Origin of the sequence: Enterococcus sp. AZ067, from assembly GCF_051715005.1 — a bacterium.
GTDB classification, from domain to species: Bacteria; Bacillota; Bacilli; order Lactobacillales; family Enterococcaceae; genus Enterococcus_D; species Enterococcus_D casseliflavus.
Window position 1 is genome coordinate 829,006 of record NZ_JBIOSY010000001.1, and the last position, 17,214, is coordinate 846,219.

General features: G+C 35.6%; 20 protein-coding genes and 3 pseudogenes. 20 read left to right on the forward strand and 3 right to left on the reverse strand.

All coding sequences use genetic code 11. The features are described 5' to 3' along the window. The first annotated feature begins 225 nt into the window (after positions 1-225). From IGI82_RS03880 to IGI82_RS03900, 5 genes and pseudogenes are all read left to right on the forward strand, one after another. Entirely contained in the window at positions 226-2,130 is a 1,905-nt protein-coding gene (locus tag IGI82_RS03880) for a heavy metal translocating P-type ATPase (RefSeq protein WP_005225221.1), read from the forward strand. Positions 2,131-2,232: 102 nt separating this feature from the next. Beyond that, positions 2,233-2,841 (forward strand): annotated as a pseudogene (locus IGI82_RS03885) (HAD-IC family P-type ATPase); the annotation flags it as partial. Positions 2,842-2,904: 63 nt separating this feature from the next. Next, a complete protein-coding gene (locus IGI82_RS03890) occupies positions 2,905-3,141 on the forward strand; it encodes a heavy-metal-associated domain-containing protein (protein ID WP_005225223.1) in 237 nt (78 codons plus the stop codon). Position 3,142: 1 nt separating this feature from the next. Beyond that, a complete protein-coding gene (locus tag IGI82_RS03895) occupies positions 3,143-3,694 on the forward strand; it encodes a Dps family protein (RefSeq protein ID WP_375806099.1) in 552 nt (183 codons plus the stop codon). A gap of 16 nt (positions 3,695-3,710) precedes the next feature. Further along, the gene (locus tag IGI82_RS03900; protein ID WP_005225225.1) at positions 3,711-4,403 is read left to right on the forward strand and encodes a Crp/Fnr family transcriptional regulator; all 693 of its coding nucleotides are present in this window, start codon (positions 3,711-3,713) and stop codon (positions 4,401-4,403) included. 41 nt (positions 4,404-4,444) lie between these two features. Here IGI82_RS03900 and IGI82_RS03905 read toward each other — a convergent pair. The 3 genes and pseudogenes from IGI82_RS03905 to IGI82_RS03915 form a co-directional block, all read right to left on the reverse strand. Continuing rightward, positions 4,445-4,777: pseudogene (locus tag IGI82_RS03905) on the reverse strand (transposase); the annotation flags it as partial. 111 nt (positions 4,778-4,888) lie between these two features. Beyond that, complete coding sequence (locus IGI82_RS03910) at positions 4,889-5,509, reverse strand: CadD family cadmium resistance transporter (protein ID WP_005237707.1); 621 nt, start codon at positions 5,507-5,509, stop codon at positions 4,889-4,891. Positions 5,510-5,910: 401 nt separating this feature from the next. After that, entirely contained in the window at positions 5,911-6,105 is a 195-nt protein-coding gene (locus IGI82_RS03915; RefSeq protein WP_005225228.1) for a hypothetical protein, read from the reverse strand. Between the two features lie 271 nt (positions 6,106-6,376). Here IGI82_RS03915 and IGI82_RS03920 point away from each other — a divergent pair. From IGI82_RS03920 to dltB, 15 genes and pseudogenes are all read left to right on the forward strand, one after another. Next, a pseudogene (locus IGI82_RS03920) lies at positions 6,377-7,013 on the forward strand (transposase); the annotation flags it as partial. A gap of 698 nt (positions 7,014-7,711) precedes the next feature. Further along, positions 7,712-7,972 (forward strand): hypothetical protein, encoded by a 261-nt coding sequence (locus tag IGI82_RS03925; RefSeq protein WP_375806101.1) that lies wholly within the window; start codon positions 7,712-7,714, stop codon positions 7,970-7,972. Between the two features lie 22 nt (positions 7,973-7,994). Continuing rightward, entirely contained in the window at positions 7,995-8,150 is a 156-nt protein-coding gene (locus IGI82_RS03930) for a hypothetical protein (protein ID WP_249641318.1), read from the forward strand. A gap of 330 nt (positions 8,151-8,480) precedes the next feature. Continuing rightward, entirely contained in the window at positions 8,481-9,278 is a 798-nt protein-coding gene (locus IGI82_RS03935) for a nucleotidyltransferase family protein (RefSeq protein ID WP_375806103.1), read from the forward strand. A gap of 16 nt (positions 9,279-9,294) precedes the next feature. Further along, positions 9,295-9,486 carry a hypothetical protein gene (locus IGI82_RS03940; RefSeq protein WP_002314345.1) on the forward strand — a complete coding sequence of 64 codons (192 nt, stop codon included), beginning with the start codon at positions 9,295-9,297 and terminating at the stop codon, positions 9,484-9,486. A 794-nt stretch (positions 9,487-10,280) separates the two neighbouring features. Then, entirely contained in the window at positions 10,281-10,640 is a 360-nt protein-coding gene (locus IGI82_RS03945) for a transcriptional regulator (RefSeq protein ID WP_225582132.1), read from the forward strand. 346 nt (positions 10,641-10,986) lie between these two features. Next, complete coding sequence (locus tag IGI82_RS03950; RefSeq protein ID WP_221928441.1) at positions 10,987-11,130, forward strand: putative holin-like toxin; 144 nt, start codon at positions 10,987-10,989, stop codon at positions 11,128-11,130. A 426-nt stretch (positions 11,131-11,556) separates the two neighbouring features. Continuing rightward, positions 11,557-11,649 carry a hypothetical protein gene (locus IGI82_RS03955; RefSeq protein WP_375806106.1) on the forward strand — a complete coding sequence of 31 codons (93 nt, stop codon included), beginning with the start codon at positions 11,557-11,559 and terminating at the stop codon, positions 11,647-11,649. Between the two features lie 371 nt (positions 11,650-12,020). Then, positions 12,021-12,302 carry a DUF2599 domain-containing protein gene (locus IGI82_RS03960; protein WP_118214682.1) on the forward strand — a complete coding sequence of 94 codons (282 nt, stop codon included), beginning with the start codon at positions 12,021-12,023 and terminating at the stop codon, positions 12,300-12,302. Continuing rightward, entirely contained in the window at positions 12,302-12,727 is a 426-nt protein-coding gene (locus IGI82_RS03965; RefSeq protein WP_118214683.1) for a thioredoxin family protein, read from the forward strand. Before IGI82_RS03960 ends, IGI82_RS03965 begins: the two co-directional genes overlap by 1 nt. Positions 12,728-13,295: 568 nt before the next feature. Next, a complete protein-coding gene (locus IGI82_RS03970; RefSeq protein WP_034695559.1) occupies positions 13,296-13,688 on the forward strand; it encodes a hypothetical protein in 393 nt (130 codons plus the stop codon). Then, positions 13,685-13,894 carry a hypothetical protein gene (locus IGI82_RS03975; RefSeq protein WP_034695562.1) on the forward strand — a complete coding sequence of 70 codons (210 nt, stop codon included), beginning with the start codon at positions 13,685-13,687 and terminating at the stop codon, positions 13,892-13,894. The genes IGI82_RS03970 and IGI82_RS03975 overlap by 4 nt, the downstream gene beginning before the upstream one ends. Before the next feature lie 450 nt (positions 13,895-14,344). Next, on the forward strand, positions 14,345-14,482 hold the full coding sequence (locus IGI82_RS03980) for a teichoic acid D-Ala incorporation-associated protein DltX (RefSeq protein ID WP_080646975.1): 138 nt from the start codon (positions 14,345-14,347) through the stop codon (positions 14,480-14,482). Between the two features lie 11 nt (positions 14,483-14,493). Further along, positions 14,494-16,011, forward strand: coding sequence for a D-alanine--poly(phosphoribitol) ligase subunit DltA (gene dltA / locus IGI82_RS03985; protein ID WP_010748143.1), 1,518 nt, complete (start codon positions 14,494-14,496; stop codon positions 16,009-16,011). Further along, positions 16,008-17,207, forward strand: coding sequence for a D-alanyl-lipoteichoic acid biosynthesis protein DltB (gene dltB / locus IGI82_RS03990; protein WP_005237703.1), 1,200 nt, complete (start codon positions 16,008-16,010; stop codon positions 17,205-17,207). Before dltA ends, dltB begins: the two co-directional genes overlap by 4 nt. Positions 17,208-17,214: the final 7 nt, after the last annotated feature.

Sequence of the window (17,214 nt, forward strand, 5' to 3'; positions counted from 1 at the left end):
AAGAGAACTTTCTAAACTTGATAGCCGTAAATTTTTATTCGATAAAAAGAGGGTATCGTTATAACTGTAAAGAGGAATAAGTGTCATTGAGGCTGTTAGATCAAAAAAATAGTGAGAAGGGACACGTATTTTTTCAAAACTTGATGTCAGTCAATTAATTACTTAGGCAATTATCTTATACTGTGTTTATCAATAAAAGAGAAATTAAATTTGGAGGGAAAAAGCATGCAACAATATATATTAAGCAAGAAAAATGTTATCACCGTCATCAGTGGATTGTTAATCGCACTCGGTTTCTTCAGTCACTTTGTTTTAGAAAACGTAGGACTTTCAGAGTGGTCTTTGATCATCGCCTCTGTCTTTGGGATTACGCCAATTGCCATTCAAGCGTTTCAAGCAATGAAAGTCAAAGTCATCAGTATTGATGTCTTAGTCAGTATTGCAGCGATTGGTGCGCTTTTTATTCAAAATTATGAAGAATCGGCTATTGTCACGTTCTTATTCTTATTCGGACACTACTTGGAACAACGAACATTGAACCAAACGCGATCTGCTATCAAAGAATTGACTGAAATGGCACCCGAAAGCGCCTTGAAACAAATGGATAATGGCGAATTTGAAGAAGTAGAAGTGGATGATGTAGATGAAGGGGATATCTTGCTCGTTAAAACGGGTGCGAAAGTTCCAGTGGATGGCACAGTCCTTACGGGCGAAGGGCATATCAATGAAGCTAGCATTACAGGGGAAGCTGTTCCGGTCAACAAGCTAGCTGATGCAGAAGTTTTTGCAGGAACCATTTTAGAAAACGGAACGATTCAAATCAGAGCTGACCGAGTTGGTGAGGACACCACATTTGGAAAAATTATTGAACTCGTGGAAGAAGCACAAGATTCTAAATCCGAAGCGGAACGGTTCATTGATCGCTTTTCTAAATACTACACACCAGCTGTCTTGGTTCTGGCAATTGTTGTATGGGCGTTCAGTCAAAATATTGAGTTAGCAATCACCATCTTGGTTCTAGGTTGCCCAGGCGCATTAGTTATCGGAGTGCCTGTCTCAAACGTTGCCGGTATCGGGAATGGTGCTCGTAACGGTGTTCTTTTAAAAGGGAGTGAAGTCATTCAAGACTTCAGCAATGTGGATACAATTGTATTTGATAAGACAGGTACTTTAACTGTCGGAAACCCAACCGTTGCAGCGACTGAACTGTATGAAAAAGATTCTGCTGAAACGCTTGGCTATCTGGCCAGTGTGGAACGGGAATCAGATCATCCATTAGCAAAAGCGGTCTTAAATCAAATTGGAGAAACAAATTTTTATCCTGTTGAAGGAACTGAAGTCGTGAAAGGCGGCGGAATCGTTTCAAGTGTAGCTGGACATAGAGTGGCTGTTGGGAATGTGGCCTTGATGGAAAAAGAAAATGTCACTCTCAGCAAAAAAGTGCAAAAAGATGTCAAACGGTTTGAACAACAAGGGAACTCTCTCGTTTTGACAGCGGTCGACGGTGAATTAAAAGTACTGATGGGCATTCGCGATCAAGTCCGTCCGGGTGTGAAAGCTAATTTGCAGGAATTAAAAGACTTGGGCGTGAAAAATCTAGTCGTTCTTTCAGGAGATAACCAAGGAACCGTTGATGTGGTCGCCGGCGAACTTGGTTTGACCGAAGCTCACGGCCACATGTTGCCGGAAGACAAATCGGCTTATATCGGAAAACTTCAACAACGTGGTCAAATTGTAGCCTTTGTTGGAGATGGCGTTAACGATAGTCCGTCCTTAGCTTTAGCAGACATTGGAATCGCAATGGGAAGCGGAACGGACGTAGCGATTGAAACATCCGATGTCGTTTTAATGAACTCGAACTTCAGCAACTTGCCTCACGCATTAGGATTAGTAAAAGCCACCGCAAATAATATGAAACAAAATATCGTGATTTCAATTGGAGTAGTGTTGGTCTTGTTGACCAGCGTCTTCTTCAGCGAATGGATGAATATGTCTATCGGAATGTTGGTTCATGAAGGTAGTATCTTGGTGGTAATTTTCAATGGCATGAGATTAATGAAGTATAAGTTGAAAGGTCGAAAAGAACAAAAAGAAGTATCAGCACCTGCAGAGAAAGTAAAAATATCTTAAGAATAAATTAGAAGAGGCTGAGACAATAGTCCATCCTTGAAATGACAAAAGCGGAAACTCAGATTTTTAAATCTGGGATTTTCCGCTTTTTTGAGTTCTTGAAAAAAAAAGAAGAGTATTGTATTAACGGCAGTTGATCGTAAGTTAATTATTTTAATGGGAATCCGTGACCAAGTTCGAGCAGGTGTTAAACAAGACCTACAAAAATTAAAATCACTTGGTGTTAAAAATCTCACTGTATTATCAGGGGATAATCAAGGCACAGTTAATTTAGTTAAAAAGGAGCTAGGATTAACCGAGGCTCATGGCGATATGTTACCTGAGGACAAGCAAGCGTTTCTAAAAGAAAGACAGTCTACTGGTGAAATTATTGCTTTTATTGGTGATGGTGTGAACGATAGCCCTTCTCTAGCTACTGCAGAAGTAGGGATTGCTATGGGAAATGGGACAGATGTGGCTATTGAAAGTTCAGATATTGTTCTAATGAATTCCAATTTTAATCGTCTCCCCCATGCTTTAGGTTTAGCTAAAGGGACATATGCGAATATGAGACAAAATATTCTAATTGCTGTTGGTGTGGTGATAATATTATTGGTTAGTTTAATATTTAGTGAATGGATGTCTATGTCGATAGGTATGTTAGTTCATGAGGCAAGTATTTTAGTAGTTATTTTAAATGCAATGAGATTAAGAAGATATCAATTAAGATAATTGATCTATGTCAATTATCTTAAAAGAAATGTCCTGTATAATTTATTTAAAGGAGTGATAGATATGACTAAAGCAACATTAAAATTAGAAACATTAACTTGTCCATCGTGTTTACAAAAAATTGAAAGTGGTTTAAAACAGACAGCTGGTGTAGAAAAAGATTCTGTAAAAGTACTGTTCAATGCAAGTAAGGTAAAAGTAGATTTTGATGAAGAACAAGTCAATTTGAGTACAATTGAAAGAGCTATTGAAAACCTAGGATATTCAGTTATTAGTTCAAAAGTAAAGGAAGGTGTATAAAATGACAACAGCAAATGAAAGACAAGAAAAATTAGCTGCTGAAAAAGCATATAAAGAACACATTCATCATACTAAGATTAATGCTGTAGCTGTCACAGATCATATACTTGCTAATATCCATACCTTACATGTAAAATTACATCAATATCATTGGTATGTGAAAGGCACAAATTTCTATTCATTGCATAGTGTTTTTGAGAATTTATACAATGAGAATGAGACATGGTTTGATAAGATTGCAGAACGTTTACTAACTTCAGGATTTAAGCCAGCTTCAACAACTACTGAATTTCAGGAATTTACAATAATTTCTGAAGATCCGTCTGAAAAATATTATTCTGCTGAAGAAATGGTCATACAGTTAGTAGAAGATTTTAGGACTAATCGTGAATTTACCGTTCGTGCAATGCGTTTAGCACAAGAAGAAGCAGATGATGCATTAGAAGATTTACTAATTAGTTATAAAGATTACTTAGATATAAATATTTGGCAACTTCAAGCCTTTGTTAACAAGGATGCGTTAGAAGATGATGACTATATAGATAACGATTAATTAGGAGGAAAGCTGTATGGCACACCATCACCACCATAGTCATATAGATTGTATACGTTTAGTTCCGATTTTTAATCACCTAAATGAAGAACAAATGAGTTTAATTGCGCAATCAGCGCAAGAAGTACATTATGCAAAGAATGCGTTGTTATTTGGAAATGGTGATAAAGATGACACACTTTATATTATAAATAATGGGCGTGTACGTGTTTATAACTTAAATGAATCTGGTCGTGAACAAACTGTACGCATATTAAATCCTGGTGATTTTATGGGAGAAGTGGCTATTTTTCAAACTGAAAGTTACCATTCTAATTATGCTGAAGCAATATCAGAAGTGAGCATATGTAGAATTCATAAAAAGGATATGGATGACTATTTAGGCGCTTACCCAGAAATTATGAGAAGAATACTATCAGATGTTACGAAACGTTTACAGGTATCAGAAAAGCAAACGATGCAGGTTGGTATGGAGCAAGTAGAGTCTCGTATTATTGATTTTCTATCAGAATACGTTGAAGATGAAGAAAACCATACTTATGTGACTTTACCAATGTCGAAAAAAGATCTAGCCTCGTACTTGGGTACAACCCCAGAAACAATAAGTCGTAAGTTCTCATCATTGGAAGAGAGAGGTTTAATTAAACAGCATACTCAAAAATATGTTGAGATATTTGATTTAGATAAGTTATTATTTGCATCAAGTTAAGTTAAATGGTTCTGTGTCAAATAGTATTGGTCAGCAACACTATTTTTACCAAATGTTGAAAAATGAGGAACAGGATCTTCTAAACTCAAACCTAAAAACCAGCGATAAGCGATATTCACTTCTATTTCTTTTATTGTTTGTCTCATACTTTTAATACCAAATAGATATTGAATCATTGGTAATTTAATTAGAAGAATAGGATCCAAGCTAGGACGTCCTTGGATTTCATCGTATTTCTCTTTAACCAATTCATAAATAAAGGAGAAATCAATACATTGATCTATTTGCCGCAATAAATGGTCCTGTGGGACCAAGTCTTCAAGAGAAAAGAAACCGATTTGTGCGCGTTTACTCATATCTTGTTTTGAGAGCATCTGGATACACCTCCAATTGATACTCTTATTTTAACGGATAAAAAAAGACAAAGCACTAAAAACTAGTACTTTGTCTACAGTCTGAAAGCCCCATTTAAGGGGCTTTTTTATCTATAAAATAAAGTTCAGAAAAGTCTCAATCGTGCCACTTTCATACATGATGTATAGTCCAAGTGGAATGAATACTAAGGGCACAATGATTCGCTCGTATTTTTCAATTGTCTCGGATATTAACGGAATAGAAGATAGCACCCGACTAAGCTCGCAAAAGATAATTATGCCGATTGCAAACACAAGCAACGCCACGAGGGTCTGTGACCAATCTAACGAAGCAAAATAAGGTATATAGATACCTAAATTATCTCCGCCAGACGCAATTGTCAGCAATGTGACTGTCCAAAACAGTTGATTTGCCTTGCTTTGTTCTAATCTTTCAATAATTTCTTCCTCTTCTTCTTCCTCACCTTCTCCAACAATTGCAAAGCGAATCCCTAAATAGATAGGGATTAAACCAAGCAATCCAACCATCCATGCTTCAGGCACGAAATTGACGACATAAGCAGCAACTAAACTCGCCCCTACAAGTAAGCCAGTTCCTAGATATTGCCCCGCATAAATATGCCATTTCTGTTTATTCTGTGATAGCTGTGCAAATAAAATAATTAAAATAATTAAATAATCGATACTGGTGGAAATATAAACACCAATAGCAGATATGATTGTCTGTCCCATAAAAAAACCTCCAGTATTAGTCAGTAATAAATCAGCAGATTTTAGGAGAGCACAGACACATTAATTTAGCTATCGCTAATGGGTAATGTCGAACGTAGGAAAGCATTTTACTCCTCCTCAAAACGTAGTTACAAAGTAATTTCTAACTGGAATTCGGTGACTACTTCCTTGTAAAGTATAACCCACTATACTTTACAAGGTAAAGTGTGGGCTCTCCGAGGGGTCTTGCAGACGGCTCTGTCGGCTCTTTTGAGCCGAGTATCAGCGCACCCTTATGGTGGCATTTAGCTGATACCTGTTTGACGTTTTGCTACTCTACCTTTTCGGTAGGTATGCAAACCTCAAACCAAAATAAAAACCCCCTTCGACTTTCGTCAGGGGGCTTTTATATTTAAGTGCATTTAATTTTGAAGATTACCCTCAAAATATAGACCAAAAACATCGACATTATTATTAATGGTTTGATGAAAACGAGTGATATTTTTGAACGTAAATTCATCACTATGATTTTCAAAGTATCTTCTTAACTGAATAATATTTTTTAAATCATTATCTGCAACAACAGTTAATAATTCATCTTTAAATTTACCAGTCATCTCTCAAAAATCTCCTAGCTATTTTTCTTCTTTAACCACATACCGTCAATCATCTTGTTGATTGCTAAAGTATTATTATTAATTGCCACGTCAAACAATTCATCTGATTTTTGAATACAAATCATTAAAATGGTAATTATGATATTGATTTTTGGGATTCTTTTCCAGCTGGAATGGACGAGTTAGCGAAAATTTTTAGAATGGTTGTCATGGGTGAAGATACCGTAAAAGGAATTGCATTAACTATGGAAATATTGCGGATGCTGCGACTATAGCTAAAGAAGCCTTAGAGGCGTTCTGTGACTTACTACAAGAAGAAGGAAAAGGTTGCTTTAAAGATCCAGAAAAAATTGCCAAATCATTCAACGTGCAATTACCATGAGTTATCGTTTAGGTAGACTTGCACAAGAATCCATCAATGTCGTTCTAAGTGTTCTTGTACGTGAAATTCGTGCGCTTGAAAAGAACATCAAAGACTTGGAAAAGCAATCAAGCAATTATTTGTCGGCATTCGAGAATATCAATATTTGCCCGGTGTTCCAGGTATTGGAAAGGTGTACTCCACTTAATTAATCGTTGAAATCGGTCAAATTGAACGATTGGAAAATCAAACAAAATTGGCAAAATATGCAGGCTTATATTCGAAAGTCAAACAATCTGGTAACTGTCAGTCATAAAATACACCTCTGACAAAACAAGGGAATCGCTATTTTGGATACTACTTAGTTAAAGCTACCAACTCTATAAAAAAGTATCTTCCTGAATATAAAGTTTTTTATCAAAGCAAATGTAAAGAGGTCCCAAATATAAACACAAACGAGCAATCGTCTTAAGTTACGCGTCTTGTGGATACGCTACTACGTAACCATCGACTCTACGCGTTGCCAAGGAGAGTAATAGGTAAATAACATTCTGTTATTGACGCAAACCTTTGAAATCCCCTGTAAAAAATTTGATTTTAGACGGAGCTAGTTAAGTGCGCTTCAAAACAGGTTACACAATAAAAATATTTTCAATCTTCAACTTGACTTATTACCATTAGATTTATTGACAAGAGCCTTTAAAATATATCTATTTTCGGTTTTTTATATTCAACAAGAAAAGACAAGATTCTCGAAGTACTGGAAGATTCTCGTCTTTTCTTTCATTTCATTGTTATTTAAGAGTTATCGTTACGATAATTTTGTCCATTTATTTTCTTAAAATCACAACTAAATTTTATCATAAAAAAAATGATTCCTATAAGTTAGACTAAGAATCTAACTTTTGGGGATCGGTTCAAAAAGTCTAGTTTCTTTATAAATTCATGAAATTATCAAATTCTAAAAATTCATTATATCCGAGAATGATTGAGGAAGAGAACAAATCTCTTGTCGAAGAAATAAAAAATGCACGAGAAAAAATTGCTTCTTTCACTGAAGAAAAAGAATATCAAGTCGGAGAGTAGTTAGCAAAAACGTAAGATTCAATCACCACTTTGGAGAATACGATTGAATCATTTAAAGGGAACATTTCAGATAATCAAACCAAAATTTCTGATATCGAAAAGACGATTCAGTTGATTGAATCGAAAATTGACGAACTCAAAAAAGGTGTGTGAGATAACATGTCAAAGAAACGAATTCCGGTATTTTTAGACACGGAACATGAAGATGCTTTGAAAGAATTAAAAACCTATCTGCCCGTTGACGAGGATATTAAAGATAGTCCGATAATTCGATATGCGCTGCTTGAATTACTTAATCGGGTGAGAAAAGAAATAAATTTCGAAAAAAAAAGTATTGGATTCTTTGTCTTTATTAGAGATTATGACCAATGCAAAATTGGAGCAAGATCATACCAAAATACAAGACCTTTTTTCTTCTGATGTTTATCAAGAAGCAGTCACAATGAGTAAGAAAGTTGTTCGAAATAAGAACTATCGCTTTAAAAACAGGAAGGACGAATCAAAGAAAGAAGAAAAGAAAAAGGTCAAATCTGTTCAAGAAGATGTCAAAAAAGAACGTGATTTTAATGATATTGTTTCCCAATATTTACCAAAATAATTGAGGGTTGATGGTGGCACCTAGGTGGCACTTTTTACAAAAAGTACCACCTAGGTGCCATCGGTAGTGGTATCTGGGTGCCACTAAAAAAGCCGCAATGATATCACTTTGAAATCTCTTAAAACCCAATAGGCACAGCCTATTTTCCACCTTCTAACTAGAAGGTGGGGGTATCTACCTTATGCTCTTTCCCTTTTTTTGATCTAAAAGAAGCAATCGATTTACCTGTTCCTTCCCTTTTTTATCAATATTTTTTCCTAAACGGTGAGTATAATTGTCGCTTTTCATTTTTATTTTAATATTCAAATTGAAGACAAGGAGTTCGGTTATTTGATTTATACAATTAGTGACATTCAAAAATTATGTACACCAATATTTTTAGAATGGAAAATAAAAAAAGCTTTTCTGTTTGGGTCATACGCTCGAAACGAAGCAACAGAAACCAGTGATTTAGATATTTTAATCGACGGTGAAGGGTCTTTGCTCCAAAATATATTTGATGTGATTCGGTTAAAAAGTAAATTAAGTAGCGCATTAAAAAAAGAGATCGACCTTATTACACTATTTATTGATTATGATATGTTGGTTGAATTACTGAATACCATGAAAGACAATGGCCATTTTGAAGAATTCAAACAGCTGGCAAAAGAGGAAGATATTTTCAAGAAAGCTACTTATGGTGAGGGAGATCCTAACAAAGAGAAAAAATCATTTTACGAGGGCCGAATGTACGGGCCGGATGGCATATATTATCGATTAGGAAACAGTATCCTCCAAGAACTGAAAAAGGAAAATGATTCTTCCCAACAAGACAACCCTTTCCGTCCGTCTTCGCTATCAGGTAAACAAAACCCTAACAAAGAAATATACAATAGAATGAAACAGGAGTACTTCAAGGGGAAAGAAACGAATGAAAGTCGATCACCGCCAAAGCGAAATCCAAATGAGCGAATCAAACCATTTAAGGAATCATTCAAGTATCGTCGGTCGGTCACAAATCAAGTCAAACACCTGGAACGGGTGACGAGCAATGAATTTGATCAATTCAAAAATAAAGTAGCTTTTGAAAAGCTGCAGCGTGAAATCGAACAAGCAAAAATGAGTCAAGAGTCAGACCTATTCAATTAGGAGAAAGAGGAAAGTCATGGAAAATTATTACTTTATCAATAGCGTGGATCCAGAGAACCAAATGATGCGTATTCAAGAAGTGGGTGCTGGCGAAATGAGTGCGCAACAGGTACGTATCACGAAAGAGGATGCCGATGTTTATTCTTTAATGTTGGATGAAGCAACGCAAGAAGGGGAGCCGTTGATCGTTCAGCTGGATCTAAAATAAAGTCAAAATCAGCCGTAGAAAAATTTTTTTCGACCAGTACAAATAAAAACCGATTTTCTTTTTTTAGAAAGTCGGCTTTTAATAACGAAGCTAATTTAGTTGAAGTAGTTGCTCAATAATCGAAGAGCTGCCTGGTAAAAATAAAAGTAGACTACCTATGACTAACAAGATCCCTAAAACAAAACAGGCTATTACGAATTTGGTTGATCTAGATACTTCTTTATTTGAAACACTTATGATCAACAAAGTTATACCGACAGCTAACGTTAAAAAATACCAAAATCCCATTGTTATCGCCCACTTTCTTTGAATAGTTTTTACTTTCAAACTGTTTAATAAATTTTATCATAGACAAGAAGAACTAATCCTTGTACAAGAAAAATATATGTAAAGTTTAAACTTTCTTATACTAAATAAACTAAGTATTTAGAAAATTGATCGTAAACCACCTTCAAGGAAACTGATAGAACAATTTAAAAATTGTTAGAGTTACTTTCAATTAGTAAATAGCAGAATAAAAAAATAAGATCGGCGAAAGCCGGTCTTTTTTTGGAGGGAAATTTGATGGAAGAATAGGACAATAATCGACAAGAAATAGACAATAATCGATTAGCAAGAGCAAAAAGAAAGTTGGAACGTCTGAAGAGAGACTACAGTGCGCAAATTTCAAGAGTCTTTGACCATCAAGCACAAACAAACGGTCAGCCGAGCTGGTCTATCAAGTAAACGAGGGCGAACATCAAAGAAAAAAGTCTCTCGAACAGTGACTACTTTAATATGAAAAGAGGAAAAACGTGCGATTATTTGATGTTCACCAATTTGAATTACCTGAAAAAGAGGTGATTGATTGGGATAAAACCAAAAGAGAGATCGGATCGATGTTCTCTAGTTATCTTGTTTCAAGAGAAAGGATGGGATTGACGAGGATGTCGCCGATCCATTCAACGTATTCGCTCTTAGACCAAGATATACCAGAAATCAAACACTCTAGCTTTGTTCAAGAAAATCAGCAGTTCAAACAAGAGTTTCTTTATTTTCACCACTTATTTTCTTTGGGTCTGACGGCCATTAGCCATCCATATAAACCAGAAATCACCGATCGGAGACGAAAGATTTTTTTGATGCGTTTTGTCTACGGATTATCAATCATGTGAGCGATCGGATCCATTATCAGAAAAATGTGATCGTCGATGATTCTCAATCCAGCTTACTGCAGTTTGCGAATGCTTTGTCTATTTTAGCTTTAAAAGAACAAGAGATCTCTGCCTGATGTTGGTACTTTTTTCTATTGATCACTTCGGGTTGTGTCCACAACACGGTTTCTGAAGGAGCGGTGGTGGTAGCTGGAGCGACTGAAGGAACAAGCTTATTGGCTTAAATAATGTTGATAAAAAAACGCTAAAAACCTTGATAAATATAGGTTTTCAGCGTGGGTTATGGTATAATATGAGTACAGTAAAGTTTGTGACGGTGGCTATCTTTTGGAAGGTGGTGATGCTTATGAAAGTAAGTGTTCACTCTTTAGAAAGGAGAAGCTTTTTGTCTGTAGCTGAAGCATTAGGGCTAATGATTAGTTTCGGTTCTTTAATCGCAACGATCATCTTTGGCATCCTAACAGCAGTGAAAAATGACAAAAAAAAATAACCGTCTACTTTAGCAGGTCACGGTTATTTTCGTTTAAATAATAGTACTGCCACCGTCTTAAACGGTGCTGTAGGGGAGTTGTTCGCGCAACTCCTCTTTACATATTTAGTATAGCAAGATTTCAGTGAAATATCAACCTTTTGCTCTACAGACGTGCCTTGCACGTCTATTTTTTGGCCCTCTTAAGTGGTGGAGGCGGCTGGAACATGGAGGGCAAAAAAGATCACTTTTCTTTCTTAAAAAAGGTCTAATTGCCACCATTGTTCCGAAATATAAACAACCATTTTCTCGGTATTCTTAATCCATCAGGTACTTGAAACACCTTTCATACGCATGAAGAAACTGAGTGAACAATGAAAAATGGTACAACAGAAAATAAGGGCACCTTTTTAGATCTTTTCAGGAATCGGAGGATTTCGTTTAGGGATGGACCAAGGTGGCTACCGATGTGTTGGGTATTGTGAGATCGATGGCCATGTCAGAAAAAGTTATAAATCAATTTTTGACAAAAAACAGTAGGTAGAAATGCATGATATCACAAAACTTTCAGATGAATTTATTCAAGGAATAAAAGGTTTTTCAGATACTATTTGAAATGGTATATTTTTAAAAAAGGAGGATTTTAAATGAAAAAAGTTATTTGGTCAATGCTTATTTTAGGTTCTGTTATTGGTAGCACATCAATCGTATCAGCAGATTCTATCTCTAATAGTGAGGACACCGTGGAACTATCTCCTAAGTAGGAACAAGTTCAAATAGCAGTCGAAAACAATGATGTATTATCGGAGGTTTCATGGGCTTTAGATTATACACAACCTGTACAAATTCAAGCATTAGCAAAAGCGGTAAGTGATTACAGTCATTCAGATTATTTTTCTTCGGTAAAATGGATCACTAGAGATGGTAAAGTATCTTTGAGTATAACTCCTAAGGCTATATTAACCAAAAACCTTCCTTCAGGAAATGGAGGAGCTGCACATATTGGTAACGCTTGGAACAAATTATTGCCTAAACATAAAAATGATAAGAATTGGAAAAACACAAATGGTATGCTAGATCAATATTTGTGTCATGCACAATGGGCCAGTGGTATGAAAACTCCATGGAATATTGAGCCGTGGAGACCAGATGTTAGCTATGCTGCTACTGTTGCAAAGGCATGTAATCCTTAATGAGAATAGTAATTAAAGTTATTTCAAGTATTTTTGCTTTGATCTCGATTTTGCTTGTATTATTTTTGTTTAAAAATCAGTTGACCTCTGGATCAGTATTTTCATATAGTTATTATGAAAAAGAAATCTCTGCAAAAACTTCAGTGACTACTAAATCAGATATTAATAACTTTGACTATGTACTATTTACAAGAGAATCTTGTCCGTATTGCAATGCATTTGCTCCTAAACTATTTTTATCTTCTCAATATGAAGATAAAAAATTCTTGATTATAGATACGGACACAAAAGAAACTAATCCTTCTACTTTATGGTATATTAATGAGTTAGAGATAACCGAAGTTCCAACTACAGTAAATATGAAAACTAAAGAGCGCTTATCTTATACCGATCAAATTGGTAGCATAAATAATTTTTTAGAATAGAGGTTGATTTGATGTTAGAAAATATCGTTTTTTTTCTTACTGTTGTCCCATTTTTGCTACAAGTGTTTTTGTTACTTATAGTCTATAAAAAGGATAATAATCGAGAAAAATATAAAAATTACTTACTTTATATAATTACTATATTGAATATCATTTCAGTTCTTGCATTTTCTGTAATGCAAGGATACCTTGTAGATGCATACGTAATTGAATCAACATACGTAATGTTCGTCCCTGCAGTCCTAACAGGAATCGCTGCTTTAATTACATTTATAAAGATCTAATTAGAAAGAGGACAATTATTGTTCTCTTTTTTGTTAGGATAGGGTGCTCTTGATATTGTCGATTTATTGTGCCGCTAAGACAAAAATAGATGAGAATAATATGGTTTTCTATTTTCAAGTTTAATACAAAAGGGTCAGAAACTTAAAAGTTTTTGATCCTTTTTTAATTGCCCATTTTATAGATTCTCAAGCAGCTCAATTAATTAGGTCAGAAATGTTTTATTTAGAGAGTAACAGAGTATAATGTTACGATACTAGTGCTTAGTGGGTGTATTGTTTTTTTTATGGTAGTTCTGCTTGGTGGATTAGGAGCTTACATAGAAAATAAATACAAAAATGAAAGGAATGAAATTGAGCAAAAATTGTTAAGTTTAGAAAGTTCAGGATCTATTGGAAAAGTCATTGATAGCTTTTCAGATGACTTAGGATTTTTATCAAAAAGTTTAAATTATCAAAGGGTATCTTCGATTAACCAGTTATTGCTAAAATTAAATGAACAAATACATAGCTTTAAGAAAAAGTATCCCAGAGAAAAGTTGAAAACAGATCAATTTGAAGCAATAAGTAAACAATGTAATATTATTCAACAAAAACTAATTGTACAAAATTCAGTAAATGAAATCTTTCAATCCCCCCTCCGGCTATTAATGGTTCAACTGTTCGGAAAGATATTGTGATAGAATACAATGTTGATATTAAAACAATAGATTCTATAAATATAGACATATTTGAAGAAGATAATTGGAAACGAGTGATAAAAGGTTTATTAAGAGAAGTAAAATATCAAATAAAATTAATTAATCATACAGAGGAAGTTATAAATGATTGCTATAGCGGAGATAAAGTAAAGCAGAACATATCGAAAAAAAATATGAAGAAATAAATAAATTGGTTAATAAAATTAAGCGTTTGTCTGATAAAGTAGTTTTGAAAGAGAAACTTAAGGAAATTGAGAGAAATATTGAATTAAGTAATTAAAAAATTTTAACCTTTGTAAAAAAAATCGCAAACTGTGTTTTTTCAATTCGATTTTATTATGGAAAATCCATAAGATCTTAATATAATTGAGATTTTTCATATAATTTATATTGATTAATTAATCACATGAAGCGATTCGTTTGATGTAAGTAATAGAAACAAAATATTCAATTTTTCATAGACCAGATACATTATATATTAATAGGATAACCATAACCTTATTAAGTTTAAATAACATAGAATAATCTTACCAAATTGTAAGGATTATAGTCTACAAATCAATGTCTCGTATTATTGAATTATATTAAAATGGTTCCAGAATATTATCATGAGGTGAAATTTTGTGAAAAAATTTATGAATAATAGACCTGAGAGTCATGTACTTACTTTTGTGTGGAAAACTATTTTATATTTTTTTGTTATCGTTATGATAATTTATCTTTATCACTATAAAAACGTGCAAGGTGGCACCTTTATCTATAATGAATTTTAGGAGGAATGTTCATGAACGTGGTGAATATTGTGCAAGCCATTGAAGAGTGGGCAAAAAAAGATTCAGAGAGGATTGCCTACCGGGAAGATCACCAAGTATATACTTATGGACAATTAGCAGCTCGATCCAATCAATTAGCTGCCTATTTCGAGGAAACGTTGGAAACTCGCGGACCGATTGTTGTTTATGGCGAGTTAGAATTTGACATGCTGACAGCTTTTTTGGCAGCTTCCAAAACTGGTCGGGCATATATCCCCATTGAAAGTACCACACCAAAAGAGCGTGTTGAATTGATCCTTTCTGTGGCTACACCAGATTTGATCATTAGTGTAGCTGACTGGCAAGGTCCGGAAACAATGATTCCAATGCTAGAAATAAATCAATTGGAAGAAATTTATCAAAGCGGGCGCAATTTAGGTAACGCAAAAACGCTCGGAAAAGATGATATTTATTACATCATCTTTACATCAGGAACGACCGGCATCCCTAAGGGAGTCCAGATTAGTCACGGGAATTTATTGAGTTTCGTGCAATGGACATTGAAAGATTTTTCCTTACGCGACGGGATGTATTATTTGGCGCAGGCACCGTATTCCTTTGATCTCTCTGTCATGGGGGTGTACCCAGCATTAACTTCTGGCGGCTGCTTGGTACCTTTAAAAAAGGTTGTCATTAATGACTTCAAAACATTATTTGCGATTTTGCCGCAATTGGCTATCAATGTTTGGATCTCGACACCTTCATTTATGAAACTATGTTTGATGGAAGAGACCTTTGACGGGATGCACGTTCCTCAGTTGGAGCGTTTCTTATTCTGTGGGGAAGAACTACCGAAAAAAACCGCTCAAGAGCTACTGGAACGTTTTCCGAATGCAAAAATCTACAATACTTATGGACCTACTGAAGCGACTGTTGCCGTATCCGGCGTGCAAATCACTGAAGAATTACTGGAGCAATATGATCGGGTGCCAATTGGGTATGTGAAAGAAGATTCGACGGTTTTCTTTATGGAAGAAGATCAACTAGTTCCTAAAGGGCAAGTAGGTGAGATTATCATTAGTGGTCCTAGCGTTTCAAAAGGATATCTGAACAATCCCGAAAAAACAAAAGAGGCATTTTTTGTCCATGAAGGGCAACCAGCGTATCGAACCGGCGATAGCGGCAGAATGACGGAAGATGGTTTGTTGCATTATGAAGGGCGTCTTGATTTTCAAGTGAAGTTCCATGGGTATCGAATGGAACTAGAAGAGATTGACCATCATTTAAGCAATAGTTCGTGGGTCAAACAAGCCGTCGTAGTCCCTAAATATCAAGAAAAGAAAGTGGAACAGTTGATTGCTTATGTCGTTCCCGAAACGCACCCCTTCGAGAAAGAGTTTCAACTGACAAAAGCCATCAAATCTTCACTGAGTGAAACGGTGATGGAGTATATGATCCCGCAGCGATTTATCTATGTTGAGCATCTGCCCCATACGGCAAATGGCAAAATCGACCGCAAACGGCTGACAAATGAGGTGAATCCTTCATGAACCTGCAGCATATGATTCCTTATGCAAATCCCACCTATTTCATTTGGCTAATGGTAGGATTGCTTCCGATGATGCTTGTGCTGCTGTTCAAACAAAAGCGTTGGCAATGGTATCAAACGTTACTCACACTAGCGGTATTGTACGTAAGTTTTGGTGGTGAATATTGGCAGCAGGGTCTGGCGCTGATCGGGTACGTCGTGTATCAGACATTACTCGTCTATGGCTATTATCAGCATCGTCAACGAGCAAATACTTCAGGCGTCTTTTATGGTGCAGTGGTAGCAGCGATCTTACCATTGGCATTGAGTAAAGTCACCCCTTTCTTTGTTGGGCATGCCTCACTGATTTATTTCTTGGGCATCTCTTATCTGACCTTCAAATCGGTGCAAATGATCATGGAGATACGGGATGGCCTGATCAAAGAATACCATCCTTGGCGTTATATCCAGTTTTTACTATACTTTCCAACGATTTCTTCGGGACCGATCGATCGTTATCGTCGCTTTGAGAAAGATCTGCTGAATCCACCGACAAAAGAAGTGTATCTCGACTATTTAAACAAAGGAGTCGCCAAAATAATGCTAGGGCTCCTGTATAAGTTCATTCTTGGTTATTATCTCGGTCAAGTATTACTACCGATCGTGACCAAAGAAGCCCTGCAAAATGGACTGTTCTCTTGGGGAATGCTAGGGTATATGTATGTCTATAGTATGTATCTGTTCTTTGATTTTGCTGGTTATAGTTTATTTGCAATTGGTATCAGCAACTTCATGGGTTATGATACACCAGCTAACTTCAATAAACCTTTTCTGGCGCCCAATATCAAAGAATTCTGGAATCGTTGGCACATGAGTCTGTCTTTTTGGTTCCGAGACTACGTATACATGCGATTGATGTTCACCCTGATCAAAAAGAAAGTTTTCAAAAGTCGTATAGTAGCATCTAATGTCGGTTATTTCGCCCTGTTTCTATTAATGGGCATTTGGCACGGTCTTACCTGGTATTACATTTTATACGGGGTATATCATGCGACACTGATTTGCGGAAATGATGCGTGGATCCGTTGGAAGAAAAAACAAGGAAATCTACCTTCGAACAAACTAACCAAAGCGGTGTCCACTGTATTGACCTTCCAAGCAGTTTGCTTTAGTTTCCTGATTTTCTCAGGAATCTTAGACAAATTATTCGTTAAATAAAAGGAGA